The sequence below is a fragment of the Peribacillus sedimenti genome, from assembly GCF_046237635.1.
In the GTDB taxonomy this organism is placed as follows: domain Bacteria; phylum Bacillota; class Bacilli; order Bacillales; family DSM-1321; genus Peribacillus; species Peribacillus sedimenti.
This window is the reverse complement of record NZ_CP143547.1, coordinates 3,701,613-3,720,163: the sequence shown is the minus strand read 5'-3', so window position 1 is coordinate 3,720,163 and position 18,551 is coordinate 3,701,613. Positions and strand designations below refer to the sequence as shown.

20 protein-coding genes and 1 riboswitch are annotated in these 18,551 nt (G+C 40.9%); of the genes, 18 read left to right on the top strand and 2 right to left on the bottom strand.

Annotated features, from left to right (window positions below):
- The first annotated feature begins 284 nt into the window (after positions 1-284).
- Positions 285-418, top strand: a riboswitch (FMN riboswitch).
- A gap of 485 nt (positions 419-903) precedes the next feature.
- Positions 904-1,485 carry an ECF transporter S component gene (locus V1500_RS18260; protein WP_409301443.1) on the top strand — a complete coding sequence of 194 codons (582 nt, stop codon included), beginning with the start codon at positions 904-906 and terminating at the stop codon, positions 1,483-1,485.
- A 130-nt stretch (positions 1,486-1,615) separates the two neighbouring features.
- Here V1500_RS18260 and V1500_RS18255 read toward each other — a convergent pair whose 3' ends face one another.
- Positions 1,616-1,864, bottom strand: a complete 249-nt coding sequence (locus V1500_RS18255; protein WP_409306035.1) for a ferredoxin — start codon at positions 1,862-1,864, stop codon at positions 1,616-1,618.
- A 348-nt stretch (positions 1,865-2,212) separates the two neighbouring features.
- On the opposite strand from V1500_RS18255, the gene V1500_RS18250 reads away from it, so the two are divergent.
- From V1500_RS18250 to V1500_RS18195, 12 genes are all read left to right on the top strand, one after another.
- On the top strand, positions 2,213-3,289 hold the full coding sequence (locus V1500_RS18250) for a helix-turn-helix domain-containing protein (RefSeq protein ID WP_409301441.1): 1,077 nt from the start codon (positions 2,213-2,215) through the stop codon (positions 3,287-3,289).
- Positions 3,279-4,808, top strand: coding sequence for a RecQ family ATP-dependent DNA helicase (locus tag V1500_RS18245; RefSeq protein ID WP_409301439.1), 1,530 nt, complete (start codon positions 3,279-3,281; stop codon positions 4,806-4,808). Before V1500_RS18250 ends, V1500_RS18245 begins: the two co-directional genes overlap by 11 nt.
- Positions 4,798-5,379, top strand: a complete 582-nt coding sequence (locus V1500_RS18240; RefSeq protein WP_409301437.1) for a lysostaphin resistance A-like protein — start codon at positions 4,798-4,800, stop codon at positions 5,377-5,379. The genes V1500_RS18245 and V1500_RS18240 overlap by 11 nt, the downstream gene beginning before the upstream one ends.
- 27 nt (positions 5,380-5,406) lie before the next feature.
- On the top strand, positions 5,407-6,048 hold the full coding sequence (locus tag V1500_RS18235; protein WP_409301435.1) for a LysM peptidoglycan-binding domain-containing protein: 642 nt from the start codon (positions 5,407-5,409) through the stop codon (positions 6,046-6,048).
- A gap of 107 nt (positions 6,049-6,155) precedes the next feature.
- Complete coding sequence (locus tag V1500_RS18230; RefSeq protein WP_409301433.1) at positions 6,156-6,614, top strand: YpbF family protein; 459 nt, start codon at positions 6,156-6,158, stop codon at positions 6,612-6,614.
- An 84-nt stretch (positions 6,615-6,698) separates the two neighbouring features.
- Entirely contained in the window at positions 6,699-7,331 is a 633-nt protein-coding gene (locus V1500_RS18225) for a CBS domain-containing protein (RefSeq protein WP_409301432.1), read from the top strand.
- A gap of 50 nt (positions 7,332-7,381) precedes the next feature.
- Positions 7,382-7,759 (top strand): hypothetical protein, encoded by a 378-nt coding sequence (locus V1500_RS18220; protein WP_409301430.1) that lies wholly within the window; start codon positions 7,382-7,384, stop codon positions 7,757-7,759.
- A gap of 123 nt (positions 7,760-7,882) precedes the next feature.
- Complete coding sequence (locus V1500_RS18215; RefSeq protein WP_409301428.1) at positions 7,883-8,668, top strand: metallophosphoesterase; 786 nt, start codon at positions 7,883-7,885, stop codon at positions 8,666-8,668.
- Positions 8,669-8,787: 119 nt separating this feature from the next.
- Positions 8,788-9,693: a MerR family transcriptional regulator gene (locus V1500_RS18210; protein WP_409301426.1), complete on the top strand. Its 906-nt coding sequence runs from the start codon at positions 8,788-8,790 to the stop codon at positions 9,691-9,693.
- A 128-nt stretch (positions 9,694-9,821) separates the two neighbouring features.
- A complete protein-coding gene (locus V1500_RS18205; protein ID WP_409301424.1) occupies positions 9,822-10,403 on the top strand; it encodes an adaptor protein MecA in 582 nt (193 codons plus the stop codon).
- A gap of 221 nt (positions 10,404-10,624) precedes the next feature.
- Positions 10,625-11,902, top strand: coding sequence for a Glu/Leu/Phe/Val family dehydrogenase (locus V1500_RS18200; RefSeq protein WP_409301422.1), 1,278 nt, complete (start codon positions 10,625-10,627; stop codon positions 11,900-11,902).
- Between the two features lie 189 nt (positions 11,903-12,091).
- Positions 12,092-13,054 carry a YpdA family putative bacillithiol disulfide reductase gene (locus V1500_RS18195; protein ID WP_409301421.1) on the top strand — a complete coding sequence of 321 codons (963 nt, stop codon included), beginning with the start codon at positions 12,092-12,094 and terminating at the stop codon, positions 13,052-13,054.
- 121 nt (positions 13,055-13,175) lie between these two features.
- Here V1500_RS18195 and V1500_RS18190 read toward each other — a convergent pair whose 3' ends face one another.
- Complete coding sequence (locus V1500_RS18190; RefSeq protein WP_409306034.1) at positions 13,176-14,105, bottom strand: asparaginase; 930 nt, start codon at positions 14,103-14,105, stop codon at positions 13,176-13,178.
- Between the two features lie 154 nt (positions 14,106-14,259).
- Here V1500_RS18190 and prsW point away from each other — a divergent pair, with 154 nt between their 5' ends.
- The 5 genes from prsW (at position 14,260) to V1500_RS18165 (ending at position 18,492) form a co-directional block, all read left to right on the top strand.
- Positions 14,260-14,925 (top strand): glutamic-type intramembrane protease PrsW, encoded by a 666-nt coding sequence (gene prsW, locus V1500_RS18185; RefSeq protein ID WP_409301419.1) that lies wholly within the window; start codon positions 14,260-14,262, stop codon positions 14,923-14,925.
- 163 nt (positions 14,926-15,088) lie between these two features.
- Positions 15,089-15,952: a spore cortex-lytic enzyme gene (sleB, locus tag V1500_RS18180; protein WP_409301417.1), complete on the top strand. Its 864-nt coding sequence runs from the start codon at positions 15,089-15,091 to the stop codon at positions 15,950-15,952.
- A 13-nt stretch (positions 15,953-15,965) separates the two neighbouring features.
- A complete protein-coding gene (ypeB, locus tag V1500_RS18175; RefSeq protein ID WP_409301415.1) occupies positions 15,966-17,318 on the top strand; it encodes a germination protein YpeB in 1,353 nt (450 codons plus the stop codon).
- A 159-nt stretch (positions 17,319-17,477) separates the two neighbouring features.
- Positions 17,478-18,137, top strand: coding sequence for a flagellar brake protein (locus V1500_RS18170; protein WP_409301414.1), 660 nt, complete (start codon positions 17,478-17,480; stop codon positions 18,135-18,137).
- 166 nt (positions 18,138-18,303) lie between these two features.
- Positions 18,304-18,492 carry a YpfB family protein gene (locus V1500_RS18165; protein ID WP_409301412.1) on the top strand — a complete coding sequence of 63 codons (189 nt, stop codon included), beginning with the start codon at positions 18,304-18,306 and terminating at the stop codon, positions 18,490-18,492.
- Positions 18,493-18,551: the final 59 nt, after the last annotated feature.

The window sequence follows — 18,551 nt, the reverse complement described above, 5'->3', positions numbered from 1 at the left end:
AAAAAACACAGCATGAAGGAAATCCGCTTGAATTCAGGTCTGCCAATACTGTACCCAGATGGATGAGCAATCATCCGTATTGTAATGTCATAAAGAAGTTGTTCATCGTTGAAAGGAATGACAAGGGTGAGGTCAGCCAGAATTGCCGGACCCCTAAATACACGTGGGGTCAGTCAGCGTTGCCACACGATTTGGCGTTCTTAGTATTTTAATTAGTTGAGCAATTTTTTACAAAAGACTGCTAAAATCTGATATAATAAAAATGTAGTACAATAATTTAATAGATCTATCTTCGGGGCGGGGCGAGATTCCCCACCGGCGGTGATGAGGTATTAACTTCTAAGCCCGCGAGCCTTACGGGGCAGGATTTGGTGAGATTCCAAAGCCGACAGTATAGTCTGGATGGGAGAAGATGGAGGTTCCAGAAGCGTGCATTCTTTTTTTGCAAGCAGGCGCTGTAAATGAACTGCTAATGGATTGAAATGTAAAAAATTTGCGGTATTACTTGAACATCAGTCGCACTTGCATTGAGTGATATTTGATTGGAGAGCGATATCCTGGCAATCAGCCTGGATGGGATAAGACTAGTATCAGCGAACCCTAGTATTTACTGGCGAAAACGCCCGTTGGTTTTTCAGATGGTTTGCCGGTCTATAGAGCAAATTTTTTGGATTTTCAGAAGAAGCAGTGTAACAGTGTCTAAACTAAGAATGTGACGCGTTTATTTGAACATGCCGCGATTTCCCCCGAATTCTTTTAGATTTCGGGGTTTTTTTATTGCTGAGGTTATGCCTATGGATATCGGACAGTATATTGCTTGACCGATATAGGGATAGCTATATGTTCGAAACTGGAATATATCCTCTTTTTCACGGTAGATCAGAAAAAGAAGGAGCGAACATAATGAAGAACAACCGTATTAAGAAGTTAGTCATTTTGGCGATGCTTGGAAGCATTTCTTATGTGCTGATGCTTTTGAACTTTCCATTCCCAGGTTTTCCGGTTTTTTTGAAAATTGATTTTAGTGAAGTGCCAGTATTGATTGCTGCACTGATATTTGGTCCGGGGGCAGCAATTATCACAGAGTTGATTAAGAACCTTTTAGATTTTTTCATGACCGGAAGCCCTACTGGTGTTCCAGTAGGACATATTGCCAACTTTGTGGCAGGCATTGTTTTCGTGCTGCCCGTATACTTTGTGTATAAAAAAATGCGTTCAAAGAAAGGCATGACCATTGCCTTGGCAGCAGGAACTATGACCATGGCCATCCTCATGAGTCTCTTGAATTATTTCGTTTTCCTTCCCGCTTATACCATTTTCATGGGTGCAGAGGGAATGACGGGTTCGGAAACTATTAAAATGGTAACTATGGCAATCCTGCCGTTTAATGTAATAAAAGGAATTGTAATAACTGTCGTGTTTATGCTGATGTTCGTGCAGCTGCAGCCGTGGTTAAAAAAACAATCACATTATAATAATGCATAAATATGAATGATGAATTTTCAAGTTGATGAACTATGCAAATGAAAGTGCCGGAGTCCCTTTAACGGATTCCGGTTTTTTGCTGTACAAAAAAAAACCATCTTCCCAAGGAAGATGGTTTTAACCCAATTATTTATTCGAATTTCATTGGGTCGCCATCAAATGGTTCGTCAGCAACCTTAATTGAGTCTGTCGGACACCCTTCGAATGCATCCATCATGTCATCTAATAACACATCAGGAATTTCAACGATTCCCTCATTATCATCAAGTGTTACGTATGCAATGCCTTCATCATCATAATCATAGATATCCGGTGCAGCTGCGCCGCAAGCACCACAAGCGATGCAAGTGTCTTTATCAACGATTGTATATTTTGCCATGATCTGATCCCCTCCCAATACAACGATTTACTCCCACTAGCAACATGGAATTTCTCGTACATGTTCCTATTGTAAAGCTCATGTATAAACTTTTCAATAAAAATGTAATGAGAATCCTTATCGAAACAAGGGATTGGCAACAATAAAAATGTGACAATACAGACAAAAAAGGGTTAATAAATATACACTTCTCGATAATTTCCCTTGATTTTTTCAGCAATCTGCTACAATGTAGGTATGCAGCAAAAGTTATTGCTGGAGGCTCGAACTTAGACCAGCTTTGCCACGCCGTGCAACGGATTCGCAAAATTATCAGTACCATTATTATAGATCCAGGGTTGTGATCGAATGCTTAACCGATTTTTCGACGCTTTAGTTCTTCATTGTATGAAACAGCTGAATGGAGAGCGTTCCATATATGCAATTTACCATTTATTAAAGGGGAAAAAATCGTCCCAAACGATCCAGGATTCTCACTTGTTCAATATGACCGATCTTTTTGGGTCTTATTTAACGTTGAATAGGGAGACTCTGGAACAGAGTGTGTTGCATCTACAACAAGCATCATTGATAGAACCGGTAACAAAAGAAAACCAATATATCCTGACCTCGGCTGGAGAGGTGGAAATGTACAGATTCTTTTCAGAGCATCCCTACCCCATACATCTTCAAGGATGGAACTATATCAATGCAGCTCCCGTTTTTTGGGGCAGGCTGAATTTAATGATCCAGTCTCTATCTAATATTATTAACAGGGAAAATCGGTTTTATCCTATTGAGAGGAATGGCTTGGTACAGGATTGGGTACGCAGATATCTAATTGCTTATAAGGGCTCTAGAACAGAACTTTCTGGGTTGTTTTTTTCCGAGCTGGCCGAACTGCTGGATAATTTGGATCCAAGACAGTCTTCTATATTTGTCAGGCGGTTGAGTGGATATAATCGGGCTGGAAAAACTTACGAACAGATTGCCAAGGAATTTATGCTCGATATATTATATGTTCGTTATTTGTTTCAGGATACTATCCATTTTATTCTGAGCGAGTCTTCCGCGAATAGTCGACGATATCCCTATCTATGTTCCCTGGCTTCAAATTTAGATACATCTGGCGGATCCTTAACTGTTTCAGCAAAAGCGACAATGGAATTTTTGAAGCAAGGAATGAATCTGGAACAAATAGCAAAAATGCGAAACTTAAAGGTCAGTACAATTGAAGACCATCTGGTAGAAATAGTGCTGGCAGACAAGGAATTTCCAATCGATGATTATGTGTCAGAAAGCATATCTCTTGAAATAGAACAGACATCTAAAATGTTAAATACAAAAAAGTTGAAGGCAATAAAGGAAGAGCTATCTGGATATAATGTAAGCTTCTTCCAAATCCGGCTAGTGCTTGCAAAGGCTGGTGATTCGAATGAATCTTGAGGAAGCACTGTATAAATACTTTGGATATACGTCATTTCGCCCCGGGCAACGGGAGATTATCGAATCTGTTCTTAAAGGAAGCCATACTCTGGGAATGCTGCCCACGGGCACAGGTAAATCCCTTTGTTATCAACTGCCCTCCTATTTGATGTCAAAGCCTGCCCTCATTGTCTCACCGCTTCTGTCCCTTATGCAAGACCAGGCAGAACACCTTAAGGTAATGGGGGAAAAAAGTGTCCTGGCCTTAAATTCCTTTTTAAGCATTGCTGAGAGAAGGAGGGGCTTGGAGGAACTCCATAAATATCGGTTTATTTTTGTTTCTCCAGAAATGCTGTCCATAGACCATGTACTCGCTGCCATACAGAGACTGGATATTGGGTTATTTGTTATAGATGAAGCACACTGTATATCACAATGGGGGTATGACTTCCGTCCTGATTACTTGCGTTTGGGAGAGGTGCGAAAGAAACTTAACTGCCCATTGACCCTGGCTCTGACCGCTACGGCGAGCGAGGAGGTCCGTTTAGATATCATTTCCAAACTTGGTCTTGAACATGTCGAGCAGGTTATATCCTCTGTTGATCGTGCAAATATTGCTCTCAGTATTGAAATATGCCAGAGTCATCAAGAGAAACAGGATAGGCTGCTGGAAATGGCCCGGGAGTTGGATGGTTCCGGAATCATTTATTTCTCGAGCAAGAAGGCAGCAGAATCGGCAGCTGCTTTTTTACAGGAAAGCGGAATCCCAAATGTCGAGTTCTATCATGGAGGCATGGAATCTGAACAAAGGATGCTGATACAGCAGCAGTTTATTATTGGGCAGGTTCGCATTATTTGTGCAACCAGTGCATTCGGAATGGGTATCAATAAACAAGATGTGAGATTTGTCATTCATTTCCACCTTCCTTCCAGTATGGAATCCTACTTGCAGGAAATAGGGAGAGCCGGGAGGGATGGCAAACAAAGTATTGCTGTCCTGTTGTATTGTGCAGGGGATGAAGGATTGCCAGCTCTTTTGATGGAACAGGAGCTGCCGACCGATGTTCAAATCGAATCTGTTCTCGCGTATCTTGCCTTAAATAAAGTTGATTTGGACAGGATTCCAAAGAATGTACATGAGATTATTTACGGTCAATATTCGCTGTCTGAAACTCAATGGAGATTCATGAATTTTTTTATTTCGTCCAATCGTACAAATCTCAGTATGGCAGAAATAATAGAGGCCATGAAACATTATGTAAAAGAGAGGATTGCTTATAAAAACAAACAGCTTCAAGGTTTTTTAAAATGGCTTACTGCAAATTCCTGCAGAAGAGAAGGGGTTTTGCTTCACTTTGGAGAGAAAGAAGCAATAACAAGACCAAAGTTCTGCTGCGACCGGTGTGGTCTGGGAGAGGGATTATTTTCATCAATATCTGAACTGGCTGACCGTACACCCATAAAACTAACTTACGAGGGCTGGAGACAGGACCTAGAAAATATACTTGTAAAAAAGAGAGAACAAAAACATGAAGAATAAACAGGCAGTAATAATCAAACAATTAACGGATCGCGAATTGATGTTTAGCTTAGTGTCAACACAGTTTTTGGTTATAGCGGCAGCCAGTGTTTTAGGTTTCTTTTTATTTGATGGGATATCTTCTTTTACTGATTTATTTCAGTTCAATAAGGATATATTTCTAGTTGGCGGCACTGCCGGTGTCCTGGTAGTGCTGCTGGACGTATTCTTCATGAAGGTACTGCCGCCCTCTGTGCAGGATGATGGAGGAATCAATGAAAGAATCTTTACAAGTCTCACATATCCAATGATTTTTGTGATTGCGTTGCTTGTGGCTATAAGTGAAGAAGTTCTTTTTCGAGGGGTAATCCAAACTCACATTGGGCTATTATGGGCCAGTCTTATTTTTGCAATGGTTCATTACAGATATTTATTCAATTGGTTTTTGTTTTTTAATGTAATGCTGCTAAGTTTCCTTATAGGAATGATATATGAATGGACTCACAATTTGCTGGTCACAATTTTTATGCATTTCGTAATTGATTTTGTGTTGGGAGTTATTGTAAAGAAAAAAGGGGAAAGAAAGTTATAATTAAATTGATAGAAAGAGGTTTACTGCATGGATTTTGAGAAGATTAATCAGGCGGGCCAGGAAGAGGACCGACAGCTAAGGGGGGAATTGCCAAGCCGAAGTGAAAACCGCCGCAACAAAAAGAAAAAGAGAGCATCTAAATTCAAATTTCCATTGCTTAAGCTGCTATCCGCTTTTTTTATTCTATTGCCATTGACCATCTATGCTCTGTATTCCCATTCTCAGGGGAAGCGTTTATTAGAGCAAGATAAACAAGATAACCCATATGAACTAGTAGAAGTGGAGACCGAATCAGGTATTCCTGCCATGGCATCAGTATCCGGAATACTTGAGGAAGAAAATACCAAGGAAGATACAGCTGAATCGGAAGCTGGGTCTATATCTGATATTTCGGAAGAAAACGCCGGGGCACAAGGTGGCAGAGCGGAGGAAAACAAGGAAAAACAAGATGCTGATGACAATACATCCATTTCCCCGCAGACCGAAGATATGGATATCAATGATTATAATCTTATTTATCACACTGTCCAGCCCAAGGAAACAATCTTTAGGATTTCAATGAAATATTATAATTCACAAAAAGGCATTCCGCTCATCAGAAAGTGGAACAACCTTGAAGGCAATGAAATAGAAGCGGGGCAGCGTTTAATCATTCCAATTCCAAAATGAAAATGGACCCTTTCCTGGTGCAGCCTGGAGGGGTTTTTTTTATTTAAGGCATAAAATATGATTCTCAAACATATATATGGGTGAGTATGAGACAAGGGAGGAGTTTTATGGAACCTGCAATAATCCTGTTAGATGAACATACAGATCAGGCAACCAGGCAAATGCTACAAAACGTGGTGGTTAGGAAACGTAAATTCGAAACTTTAAAAAAGAAGCATATCCTGTCTATTGTGGCTGCTATGACACTATCCTGCATGCTGCTTGTATATTTATATTTCTACATTGCGGTCCCTTATTCATACTCTTTTTTTGCCATGTTTAGTGTCTTTGTTAACAATTCGATGCATTTTTTATTTCTTCTTATTACAGTGGGAGTATATAGCTACATGATTTTACTTAAGAAACAAAGGGACAAAGCCGAGAAGGAGTTTCATGGGCTGCGATGCGAAATCATAGATCGCAGCAAGGATTTATGGAAGCAAAAGGAAGAGTGGAAGAACCGGCATAAGGTATTTGAAATGATGAAGAAAAATTATGATATTAACTTATATCATGAAAACAAATAAAAAATTGGGGTAGCGAGGCGAAAAAGAAGGGGAACGGTCTGGAAATGTCGAATTATCTCTAAAATGAATTTTGGAGTGATGAATATGTTTGTGAAAAGTATTATGATTCCCAAATACAGCTGTTTTACTGTACAAAAGGAAGACAGCCTGGCAACGGCTTTATCTAAGCTCGAAAAGCATCAGGTAGATGGGCTGCCTGTATTGGATGGCGAAAAGTATGCAGGCGTTGTTACCAGATATGGGATATACAAACATTTTTTCGATACAGCAGCTGACAGGGATGAATATCTTCAATCAACCAGAGCTTCGGATATTGCGACCCATCAAGACGACGTTTTAGTAGGCGACGAAATATTCGAAAAAACACTAATCAATTTAAAAGACTTTCCAATCCTTGCGGTTGTGGACGATGACGGAAAATTCCTTGGAATAGTTTCAAGAAGCGATGTTGTCGAGACATTCCAGAGCGCCTTTGGCGTTAACAGGCCAGGTGTAAGGATTGCGTTTACTTCGGTGGAAACAGAGGGAAGGATTGCCCGTCTTTCTGAAATCGCCCACCACTATCATGAACATATTATTTCGCTAGTGACTTTTGATGAGACTGATAAACTGGTACGCAGGATCGTAATGAAGGTTGAAAAGAAGCCGAATCTCGATAAATTTCTGAAGAAGCTGGAAAATGCCGGTTTCAGAATTCTAAGTTTGACCGAGGATTAATAAGAATGTACATACAATCCCTCTCATACAATTTATGGGAGGGATTTTGCATGGTCAAAAAAATTGTCCAGCTCATGCTGGGCGGAACAGCGGGCTACCTATACATAGAATGGATGCCTGTATCACCCTCGCTCAGTCTATATGGATTCGTAGTAAGTTTAATTTTGGACCCAGTCCATTTTTTCGCCGCAGCAGTAGCCTTTGTAATAGCCTTCATAAATCTGGCAAGCTTAATTAAGGACGGCATAAAAAAAATTTCTGCAGGATTATATACGAAACGGAAGGATATCATCGAGGTTGGTATATGCTGCTTGGTACTGATCATTTTCTTTTTTTTGTGGAAACTTGGTGATCTGAATACTCTGTTGCTTTTCTGTTTTTCGATAATATATGGTATTATTTCAGTAGATTTACGGCAGCGTCCTTAAAATATAAGAAGGCAGACGGCGCTCGCCCAGCCGCCACAGCAGCAGGGCGGCTTATGGCCCCGAGCGTCAAGCGTCCGTTGGTCCATAACTAGTAAAAAACAATGCCGGCCCTGGGAGGTTTCAATGGTTACTATATTAGCCGTTATCATTTTGTCTGGCCTTTTATTTATAGGATTTATGATAAGGAACGCTTTTCTTAATAGAGTTATCGATCATGACCTATTTTTTGATGAGTTTCCCGAAAGCTTCGGCACACTTACTATTTTCTTTATTTCGGATATCCACAAACGCTCCATTTCGGATCAAATAATACAGGAAGCGAAAGGCAAGGCGGACCTGGTTGTAGTTGGCGGGGATTTAACAGAAAAGAAGGTTCCGCTTGACAGAGTTGAACAGAATGTTTTAAAACTTAAACAAATTGGACCAGTATACTTTGTTTGGGGAAATAATGACTATGAAGCTGATTATCATATGCTTGATGCAATACTGTTAAAAAATGGTGTGAAGATTTTGGATAACACAGCAGTTGTGTTTGAGTCCGGTCAAGGAGAAAAAATTTCTTTGCTGGGCATAGATGACCTTGGCCTGGAACGGGACAGGCTTGACCTTGCAGTGGCAGATGCAGATGAGGAGTCTTTTCGGATACTTATAAGCCATAATCCGGCAATTATACACAAGGCTGGCGTGAATCACGAAATTCCATTAATATTAAGCGGGCACACTCATGGCGGCCAGATAAGATTTTTCGGTATCGGGCCGTACAGCCTGGGGGGAATAAGAAAACGGCAAAATAGCGTTCAGCTTGTCAGCAACGGATATGGCACTACCACATTGCCGTTTCGGCTGGGGGCTCTTCCGGAAACACATATCATAACATTGAAAAATAGTGTCCTTCAGAGTAAGAACTAGTCTTTTAACGCAATGGGAATATTTAAGTCAGGTACTATTACCTATATATAGAAGGAAATTAATTTGCAAGACAAGAATAACAATAGTTTCAAGCCGGTAAATGGAGGCTATATCAAAAAATGCAAGCAGGAAAATATAATATTAAGGCGGTATCAAAACTTCTTGGTATACAGCCGGGTACATTAAGGGCTTGGGAAAGGCGTTATCAAATTATTGCTCCGGTTAGAAATGAATCCGGGCATCGGCTATATACCGAAGATCATGTAAAAACATTAAAATGGCTAACCAATAAAATCAATCAGGGTTTCACGATCAGCCAGGCGGTAAATTTGCTGGAAAGCAGCAGTAATCATCAAAATGAGGATGAAATCAATACCGATATAGAAGGGGACCAGACTGCCCAATTGGCCGCCGCAATCCTGGAATCTCTATTGCAATTTAATGAAACAAAGGCCCATATGCTCCTTAACCAAGCTTTTAGTTTTTATACAATTGAAAAAGCTGTAACCGATATTGTCGGCAGTATTCTTGTTCAAATCGGGCATCTTTGGGAATCCGGAAAAATAACCAGCGCACATGAGCATTTCGCGACATCCATTCTTAGGGCCCGCATAAGCTTTATCATGCATACTATTCCAGCTAACAATCTCCTGCCTAAAGCTGTTGCGGTATGTGCACCAGGAGAATGGCATGAATTGGGACTTATCATCTTCACGATTTTCCTAAGAAGGAAAGGGATGGAGGTCATTTATTTAGGACCAAGCATTGCTGAGGAGGATGTCCATGTAGTAATAGATACCGTAAAACCTGGGTTTGTGTTTTTTTCCTGTACATTAAGGGAGAGTCTTGGGCGAGTCAGTGAATGGCTTTCCAATCATGCGTACCAGTATCCCGATGTAGAATTTGGCATAGGAGGCTCTTCTATAGATGGGGATTCTTTAAAGCGATATTCCGTAGACGACAGCTATTTCGTAGGGAATACTGAGCGCGAATGGAGGGAATGGCTGCGGATCTATGGCTACTGAAGCCGTTCCTGCAATTGGTGATCCCTACTATTATACAATTTTGTATTCATACTGTTTGTAAAGGATATGCACTCTGGAAACCTCTATTCATATGATGTATGAAGATGGTTTCCAGGGGGCATTTTTTCATGAAGCTTGAGCGATTAACCAACAATAAAATAAAAATTTTCTTAACCTTTGATGATTTAATTGACAGGGGACTAACGAAAGAAGATATAAAAGGCAATTCGCTTAAGGTGCACAAGCTTTTCCAGGAAATGATAGAGGAAGCATGTGCGGAAATGAGCTTTAAGATGAGCGGCTCCATTGCGATAGAAATCTTTTCTTTACAAGCACAGGGACTCATCATTATTGTTACCAAAGAAGAAGAGGAAGTCATTGAGGATCTTGATGAGGAATTTTTAGATTTACAGGTCAGGATTGGTGATCATCCACACATCTTGTATGTATTTATGGAATTGGAAGATGTGATTCAGCTATGCCATTCTTTAAAACAATATAAAATAGAGAAGTCTTCCCTTTATAGATACGAGGAAAGCTATTACTTGCTGATCGCCGGCGTTTCGGAGCAAATGTATGATGCGGTTATTTCATTGGCTGCGGAATACGGCTCGGTTTCCACTCTGACCATACACCGTCTGAATGAATACGGCCGCTTAATCATTGAGGATACAGCTCACATCCTGCTTCCCATGCATTTCTCCAAGTAAAAGTCCAGGGGCCAGCGACGGGGCATTTGGCTCAGGTCTGTCCCCAGCAGAGGACAGACCTTGTTTTAACGGCAAATCACCGAAGGTAAATAAAGCGCTTACACCATAATGATAAATAGGGAATTTTGCAACATTTCTGCTTTCCAGATATGCATCAAGGGTGTATACTATGTCATGGTAGGGTGACCCATAACCTATTAACAATTCTAGGAGGTACACAGATGGTAGCCGAAAAAGGTACTGACCATACTAACCAAGAAGACAAGCATGATGTGCTGAAATCGACTCAGACTGTTATACATAAAGCGTTGGATAAGCTCGGATATCCGGAAGAGGTATTTGAACTGCTTAAGGAGCCGTTACGTTTATTGACCGTTAAAATCCCTGTAAAAATGGATGATGGTTCAGTAAAAATCTTTACAGGATATCGAGCGCAGCATAATGATGCGGTCGGGCCAACAAAAGGTGGAATCAGGTTCCATCCATCTGTAACTGAACGTGAAGTGAAAGCACTTTCGATTTGGATGAGCTTGAAATGCGGAATAGTGGACCTGCCGTATGGAGGAGGAAAAGGCGGTATAGTATGCGATCCGCGTACTATGTCTTTCCGTGAGCTGGAGAGATTGAGCCGTGGATATGTCCGTGCCATCAGCCAAATCGTTGGGCCAACAAAGGATATTCCTGCGCCTGATGTGTTCACAAATTCCCAAATCATGGCTTGGATGATGGATGAGTACAGCAGAATAGATGAATTTAACTCACCGGGATTCATTACGGGCAAACCGCTTGTACTTGGAGGCTCACATGGACGGGAAACGGCTACGGCAAAAGGTGTTACCATCTGTATAAATGAAGCAGCTAAAAAGAAAAATATTCCGATAAAGGGAGCCCGGGTAGTTGTTCAGGGATTTGGAAATGCAGGCAGCTTCCTAGCTAAGTTCATGCATGATGCCGGAGCGAAAGTCGTAGGGATTTCCGATGCCTATGGTGCCTTGCATGATCCCGAAGGTTTGGATATTGATTATCTATTGGATCGAAGAGATAGCTTTGGGACTGTTACGAAGCTGTTTAAAAATACTATTACAAATAAGGAGCTCCTTGAGCTTGAATGCGATATTTTAGTTCCGGCTGCAATAGAAAATCAGATCACGGAAGATAATGCCCATAACATAAAAGCGAAAATTGTGGTGGAAGCTGCAAACGGACCAACAACACTTGAAGCAACCAAAATTCTTACCGACCGGGGAATCCTTCTTGTACCTGACGTTCTGGCATCCGCCGGCGGTGTTACTGTTTCATATTTTGAATGGGTCCAAAATAACCAGGGCTATTACTGGTCTGAAGAAGAAGTGGAAGATAAACTAGAGAAAATTTTGGTAAAATCCTTTAATAATATTTATGAAGTCTCACAGACTCGCAGGGTGGACATGCGCCTGGCTGCCTATATGGTCGGTGTCAGAAAAATGGCGGAAGCATCCCGATTTAGAGGATGGATTTAATTAGGTATAGGCTGTTAACAAGGCTTCTTCATTGAATATAATAAAAAAATCTCCTATCATTTATTGATAGGAGATTTTTAATATAAAAGAATGAATAACCCAGAAAAGTGTTTTTGATGGATGTTATATACACAGGAAGCTAATGATTATAATACTAAACAGTAAAGGCGGACCAGGGGGAGTGTCATAATGAATACGTTAGACGTGATTGTTGTGGGGGCCGGCCCATGCGGCTTATCTGCAGCGATTGCTTTGCAGGAAGCAGGAAAAAATGTACTGATTATTGAAAAGGGGAATATTGTTAATTCCATATACCGCTACCCTACACATCAAACTTTTTTTAGTTCCAGCGAGAAGCTTGAAATAGGGGATATCGCGTTCATAACAGAAAATAGAAAACCAGTAAGGAACCAGGCATTGGCGTATTATAGGGAGGTTGTCAAACGAAAATCCCTGCGTATACACAAATTTGAAAAAGTGGGAAAAATAGAAAAGCAGGGAGATGGACGTTTCTTGGTCGCTACATCAAAAGCGGAATACCTAGCTTCTCATGCCGTAATTGCGACTGGTTATTACGATCATCCCAATTATATGGATATAAAAGGGGAGGACCTGCCGAAAGTGTTTCACTATTTTAAAGAAGGGCATCCATACTTTGATACGGATGTAACCGTAATAGGCGGTAAAAATTCCAGTGTCGATGCCGCTTTGGAACTGGTAAAAGCGGGTGCACGGGTAACGGTTCTCTATCGGGGATCTGAATATTCGGCAAGCATTAAGCCTTGGATCCTTCCTGAATTTGAGTCCCATGTAAGAAACGGGACCATTAATATGGTATTTAATGCCGAGGTTGACGAAATAACAGAGGACAGCATAATTTTTCACACAGACAATGAAGAACACATTTTAAAGAACGATTTTGTTTTTGCGATGACTGGTTACCATCCTGACCATAACTTCCTGAAACAAATGGGTGTGAGCATTGAAGAGGAAGGAAGACCTCATTATAATCCGGAAACCATGGAAACGAATGTGAAAGGTTTGTATATAGCTGGAGTGATTGCGGCTGGAAATAATGCAAATGAAATATTCATCGAAAATGGCCGTTTCCACGGAGGCTTGATTGCTAAGGATATCTTATCGAAACAATAATGAAAGAAGCTCATTCCTTTTCATAGGAATGAGCTTTTTCAATAAGCTGGGTGTATTAGGTTTTTGAGATATTTTGCCCTTTGGTTCTTTACGTTCCTCCTACAAATGCATGCAGGACTTCCTATTTGGAGAAAACCTCCTGTAAGCTTAGCTGAGTAGGGGTCGAATGAAGGGCAATCAATAATTTTAGCCGTGCTTTTTGGCCGTTCAGCCCATTGGAGAATATGACTCCCAGCTCTTTTAAATACTTTCCGCCTCCGAGATAGCCATATACATCCTGTGCTATTCCATTAAAACAGCGAGAAACAATGACAATGGGTATTCCAGCGTCTAACAGGTCTTTTACACCATCAATTGTCTGGGGAGGAAGATTGCCCTGTCCGAGAGCTTCAATGACCAAACCATCTATTTTCATCTCTTTCAACGCAAAAAGAAGCGAGGAGTCCATCCCGGCATGTGCCTTCAATAGGGCCACATGCTTTTGGATGGTCTCGATATCATATTGTTCATCTGTGACTGGCAGGTGATGAAACAGGATGCCCCTTTTGGTCACAATCCCAATTGGTCCATATTGAGGACTTTGAAAGGTTGAGACATTGCTGGTATGAGTTTTTGTGACATTTTTAGCCGTGTGGATTTCATCGTTCAATACGACGAGAACACCCTTGTTCTTCGCTTCATCGCTTGAGGCAACCTTAATGGACGAAATAAAATTGTATAAGCCGTCTGAGCCTATCTCATTGCTGGACCTCATTGCTCCCGTCATTACAACCGGGATATCTGTCTTCAAAGTTAAATCAAGAAAATAGGCAGTTTCTTCGAGGGTGTCGGTTCCATGGGTGATTACCACACCATCGATTTTTTCTCTCGTTGCTCGATGTTCGATGATCTTTTTTAGTTCAAGCATTTCTATAGCAGTTATATGGGGAGATGGCAGAGAGAATGGCTCCTCAATGACTAAATCTGCTAAATCTTCAAAATCCCCGGTAACATGCTTCATAGGATTCTCTTTAACTGTATTTACGGCTCCGCTCACCCTGTCCTCCATCATGGAGATGGTTCCCCCTGTATGAATGACCAAGATTCTCTTTTTCAAGTTTAAAAACCCCCGATGTAGTTAGAATGGATAACTTATATACTCATGCATTTCCTTTTTTCTAATTCCATGATACGATTAAATAAAACGAAAGAAAAGAGGTCAGCCAATGCTGGTCATACTATCAGCTGGTATTGCGCCTGGATTGGCCTTACTCAGCTACTTTTATCTAAAAGACTACTATCAAACTGAACCCGTTTCAGTTGTTATAAAAGCGTTCTTATTTGGTGTGTTTCTCGTCTTTCCAATTATGTTCCTTCAATATGTCTTAGAAACTGAACATATTCTTCAAGGAGAATGGGAGAATGCTTTTTTATGGGCATCCTTCTTGGAAGAATTTTTTAAATGGTTCTTTTTGTTTTTCGCCATCTACCCCCATATCGCTTTCGATGAGCCATATGATGGAATTGTATATGGAGCAGCCGTATCGCTTGGTTTTGCTACCATGGAAAATATACTGTATTTAGTCGCAAATGGGGTAGAACATGCAATATCACGAGCCATTCTTCCTGTCTCCAGCCATGCTTTATTCGGCGTTATAATGGGATATTATCTGGGGAAAGGGAAGTTTACCACGCAGAATAAAAATAAATTTGTATTCCTTTCCTTGTTTGTTCCTTTTCTGCTGCATGGCGTGTATGATTATATATTATTAACCCAGGAGTTCTGGCTTTATTGGATCATGCCTTTTATGGTCTTTCTGTGGTGGCTTGGTTTAAAGAAAGTTAAAAGTGCTCGGATTTTATCAGATTTTCATGCATCAGAAACAATGTAGCAAATTGAGGGCGGCCTTCGGGCTTCTTTTTTTTGCTTGATTTGATTCGAAATTCTTAATTCTGGCAGGGTGCGAACAGCGAAATTTTTTAGCCAAGTGGAATAAAAATACCTATTAAGAAGAAAATAGGGATAATGTCAATATAAGAAAAGAGGGAGTGTCTATGATGAAAGGGATTTCGTCAAAAAACAAACTTTTGACGGTCATTTTAGGTGCTTTATTGTGTGTCATCCCTGTTGGAAATGAAGCTCATGCTTTTACCCCGCAGGTAATCCAAAGAGGGGCGATTGGTGATGATGTGATAGAACTCCAAGCCAGACTGCAGAATATAGGTTACTATCACGGCAGAATTGATGGTGTCTTTGGATGGGGCACATATTGGGCTTTGCGCAATTTTCAAAACGATTTTGGCCTTCCAGTTGATGGACTCGCTGGATATGGCACAAAAATTAAATTGGCACGCGCCTCAAATTTTAACGCAAAATTTGTACATGAGCAAATTAGTAAAGGGAATCAGTTTACCTATTATGGTGGCGTCGATATTAACAAGCAAATAAAGCCAAGAAAGCAGCCGGCAAGGACCGCTGGCAGAAAGGCAGCACGCACCCGTAACAACGCTGGCACCGGAAGGCCTGCAGGAAATGTTACGGCAGCAAATGTTCCGGGAGGATATTCTCAAAACGATATTCGTTTACTCGCGAATGCTGTTTACGGAGAAGCGCGCGGAGAGCCATACATCGGACAGGTCGCTATAGCTGCCGTCATACTAAACAGGCTGGAACATGCATCATTCCCAAATACGATATCGGGTGTAATTTTTGAGCCTCGTGCATTTACTGCAGTGGCGGATGGCCAGATCTGGCTGACACCGAATGATAAGGCCAAGAGGGCTGTGATAGATGCGATTAACGGCTGGGATCCTACCGGTAATGCCACATACTATTTCAACCCTGACACTGCAACAAGCGGATGGATTTGGACAAGGCCGCAAATAAAAAAAATCGGCAAACATATTTTCTGTGAATAAGGGGTGAGCCCATTTGATTAGAAATATAGCAATAGTCGTGCTCGCATTGGCAGTCATAGGCACCTCGTATTGGGGTTATCAGGAACGTCAGGAAAAGAACGCTGTATTAATCCAGGCGGAAAATAATTATCAGCGTGCCTTCCATGACTTGTCTTACCAGATGGATGTATTGCATGACAATATAGGAAACACACTTGCGATGAACTCCAGAAATTCATTAAGCCCGGCTCTCACGGATGTTTGGAGGATTTCCTCCGAAGCAAGGATGGATGTGGGACAGCTGCCATTGGCACTGATGGAGTTCAATAAGACGGAGGAATTTCTGTCAGATATCGGAAACTTTAGTTATAACACAGCCGTAAGGGACCTGGAAAAGGAGCCCTTAAGCGCCAAGGAATATGCCAGGCTGCAGCAGCTTTATAAGCAGTCTGCCGATGTCCAGGATGACTTGCGCCAGCTTCAATATCAGGTCATTAAAAACGATCTTCGCTGGATGGATGTCGATACAGCTTTAGCTGCAAATGACCAAAACTCGGACAATACCATTATTGACGGCTTTAAGGCAGTTGAGAAAAGGGTTAGCGGTTACGCTGAAACAAGAAATAGTGACCCTCGTTTCACTACTGGTCAACAAAAAGAGGAGAATTATGAAAATCTAAAGGGAGCTAAAATTACCAGGAAGCAAGCCATCCAAAAAGCGAAGCAATATGCCGGCATACAGCACCCCGAAAATGTAAAAGCCAGCTCAAACCGCAAAGGTTCGGACTTTGGATTTTACAGCGTCAGTATGTCCGAAAAGGGCCAAAATGGTGAAGTGAATATGGATATCACCAAAGTCGGGGGCTATCCAATCTGGTACAAAAATACGAGAGATATTGGTTCTGCAAAAATAAGCTTGAATGAAGCTTCAAACAGGGCTGCTTCATTTTTGAAGAAGAATAATTTTGATTCCCTCGATTTATTTGAAAGCACACAGTATGATAATACCGGTCTCTTCAACTTTGTTACAACGGTAAATGGAGTGAGGGTTTATCCAGATGCAGTAAAAGTCCAGATTGCGCTTGATGACGGAAGTGTAGTCGGTTTTTCCGCAGATGAATTTCTTAAGTCCCATAAACTGCGGAAAATTGGGGAGGCGAAGCTGAGTTCCCAGGAGGCAAGGAAAAAAATCAATCCTAAGGTGAATATTCAAGAAGAAAGAAAAGCGTTGATACGAAGCGAATCAGGTGAAGAAGTACTATGCTATGAATATTTGGGTACGATCGATCAAGATACATACCGGATATTCATAGACGCTAATACTGGCCAGGAAGAAAAAGTGGAAAAGCTTAAGGAGTCTGAGCCCATATACGATAGAATGTTATAGGGCCAGCCGACAATCAATTCTTAATGAAGAGGGAAGGTACATGATAGTACTTTTCCTTTTTTTTATTCCATGTCATAATATAAATTATATAGATTTTGTCAAAAAAGCTGGCAATTTGACACCTAAAAATATAGGAAATATCACCTGGAGATGTTGGCGATGATAAAAGTGGGGCACACCTTGCTTCTTGAAGCAAAATACTCAGCGAAACCAGAACAGTACAAAGCTATGGTTGTCGAGGCTGATCATAATAATATCTTTATTGATTATCCGATAAATACGGAAACGGGAAAAATAGCCTTTCTACTGGATGGCATACAATTAAAAGCTACATATTTCGATGAAGAACATGCCGTCTATATTTTTGATACTGAAGTATTGGGGCGGGTGAAGGCGGAGATTGCGATGGTACAGCTTGCCTTGCCTCCAATCGAGACCTTTGTGAAAATTCAAAGGCGGCAATTCGTCAGAGTTGAGACACCGATTGATAGTGCTGTACATCCTATTTTCAATGATTTTACTCCCTTCAGGGCAATAACAGAGGATATCAGTGCGGGAGGAGCAGCGTTAAGAATCCCGCTTCACATTGATTTATCCAATGTATCGAATTTGTATATTTGGTTTGCTCTGTCTCTTAAGACAGGAGAAATACATTATCAGCGAATAAAGTGTAAAGTGATAAGAATCAGTGAACATACGGATCGTTTTAATAAGCTATCTGTCCAATTTCTCGAAATGAGTGAGGGAGACCGCCAAGCGCTTATAAGAGTAATATTTGAAAGGCAGCTTGATATGAAGAAAAAAGGCATTGGTAAATGATTTTCACCTTTAATGTGAAAATATTGTACTTTGAAATGATAAAGAGGATTTCTTACACTGATTAAAAACAGCCCATTTTTCCCATAATGTTAAATGGATCATTTTCCGGCCGGATTCGCAGGACAATGAATCCTGATTACATAAACAACGACAGGAAGGGCTTAAAATGGACTCGTTCGAACGCATCATCATTAAGCTGGTTGTCATACAGATTATTTGTTTAGTAATTTTCCAAATAATATTTCACAATCAAACTATGTTTGAATTTAAAAAACTAACACAATATGAGGGCGTCAATGACGATAATTATACAAAAATTATCGAAACCTTCAATGGCCACAGCATGAAGCGGTGATTCACCGCTTTTTTATGTTGGATAAGATATACAGGGCTCTTATGGCAGGCTATGCCGAA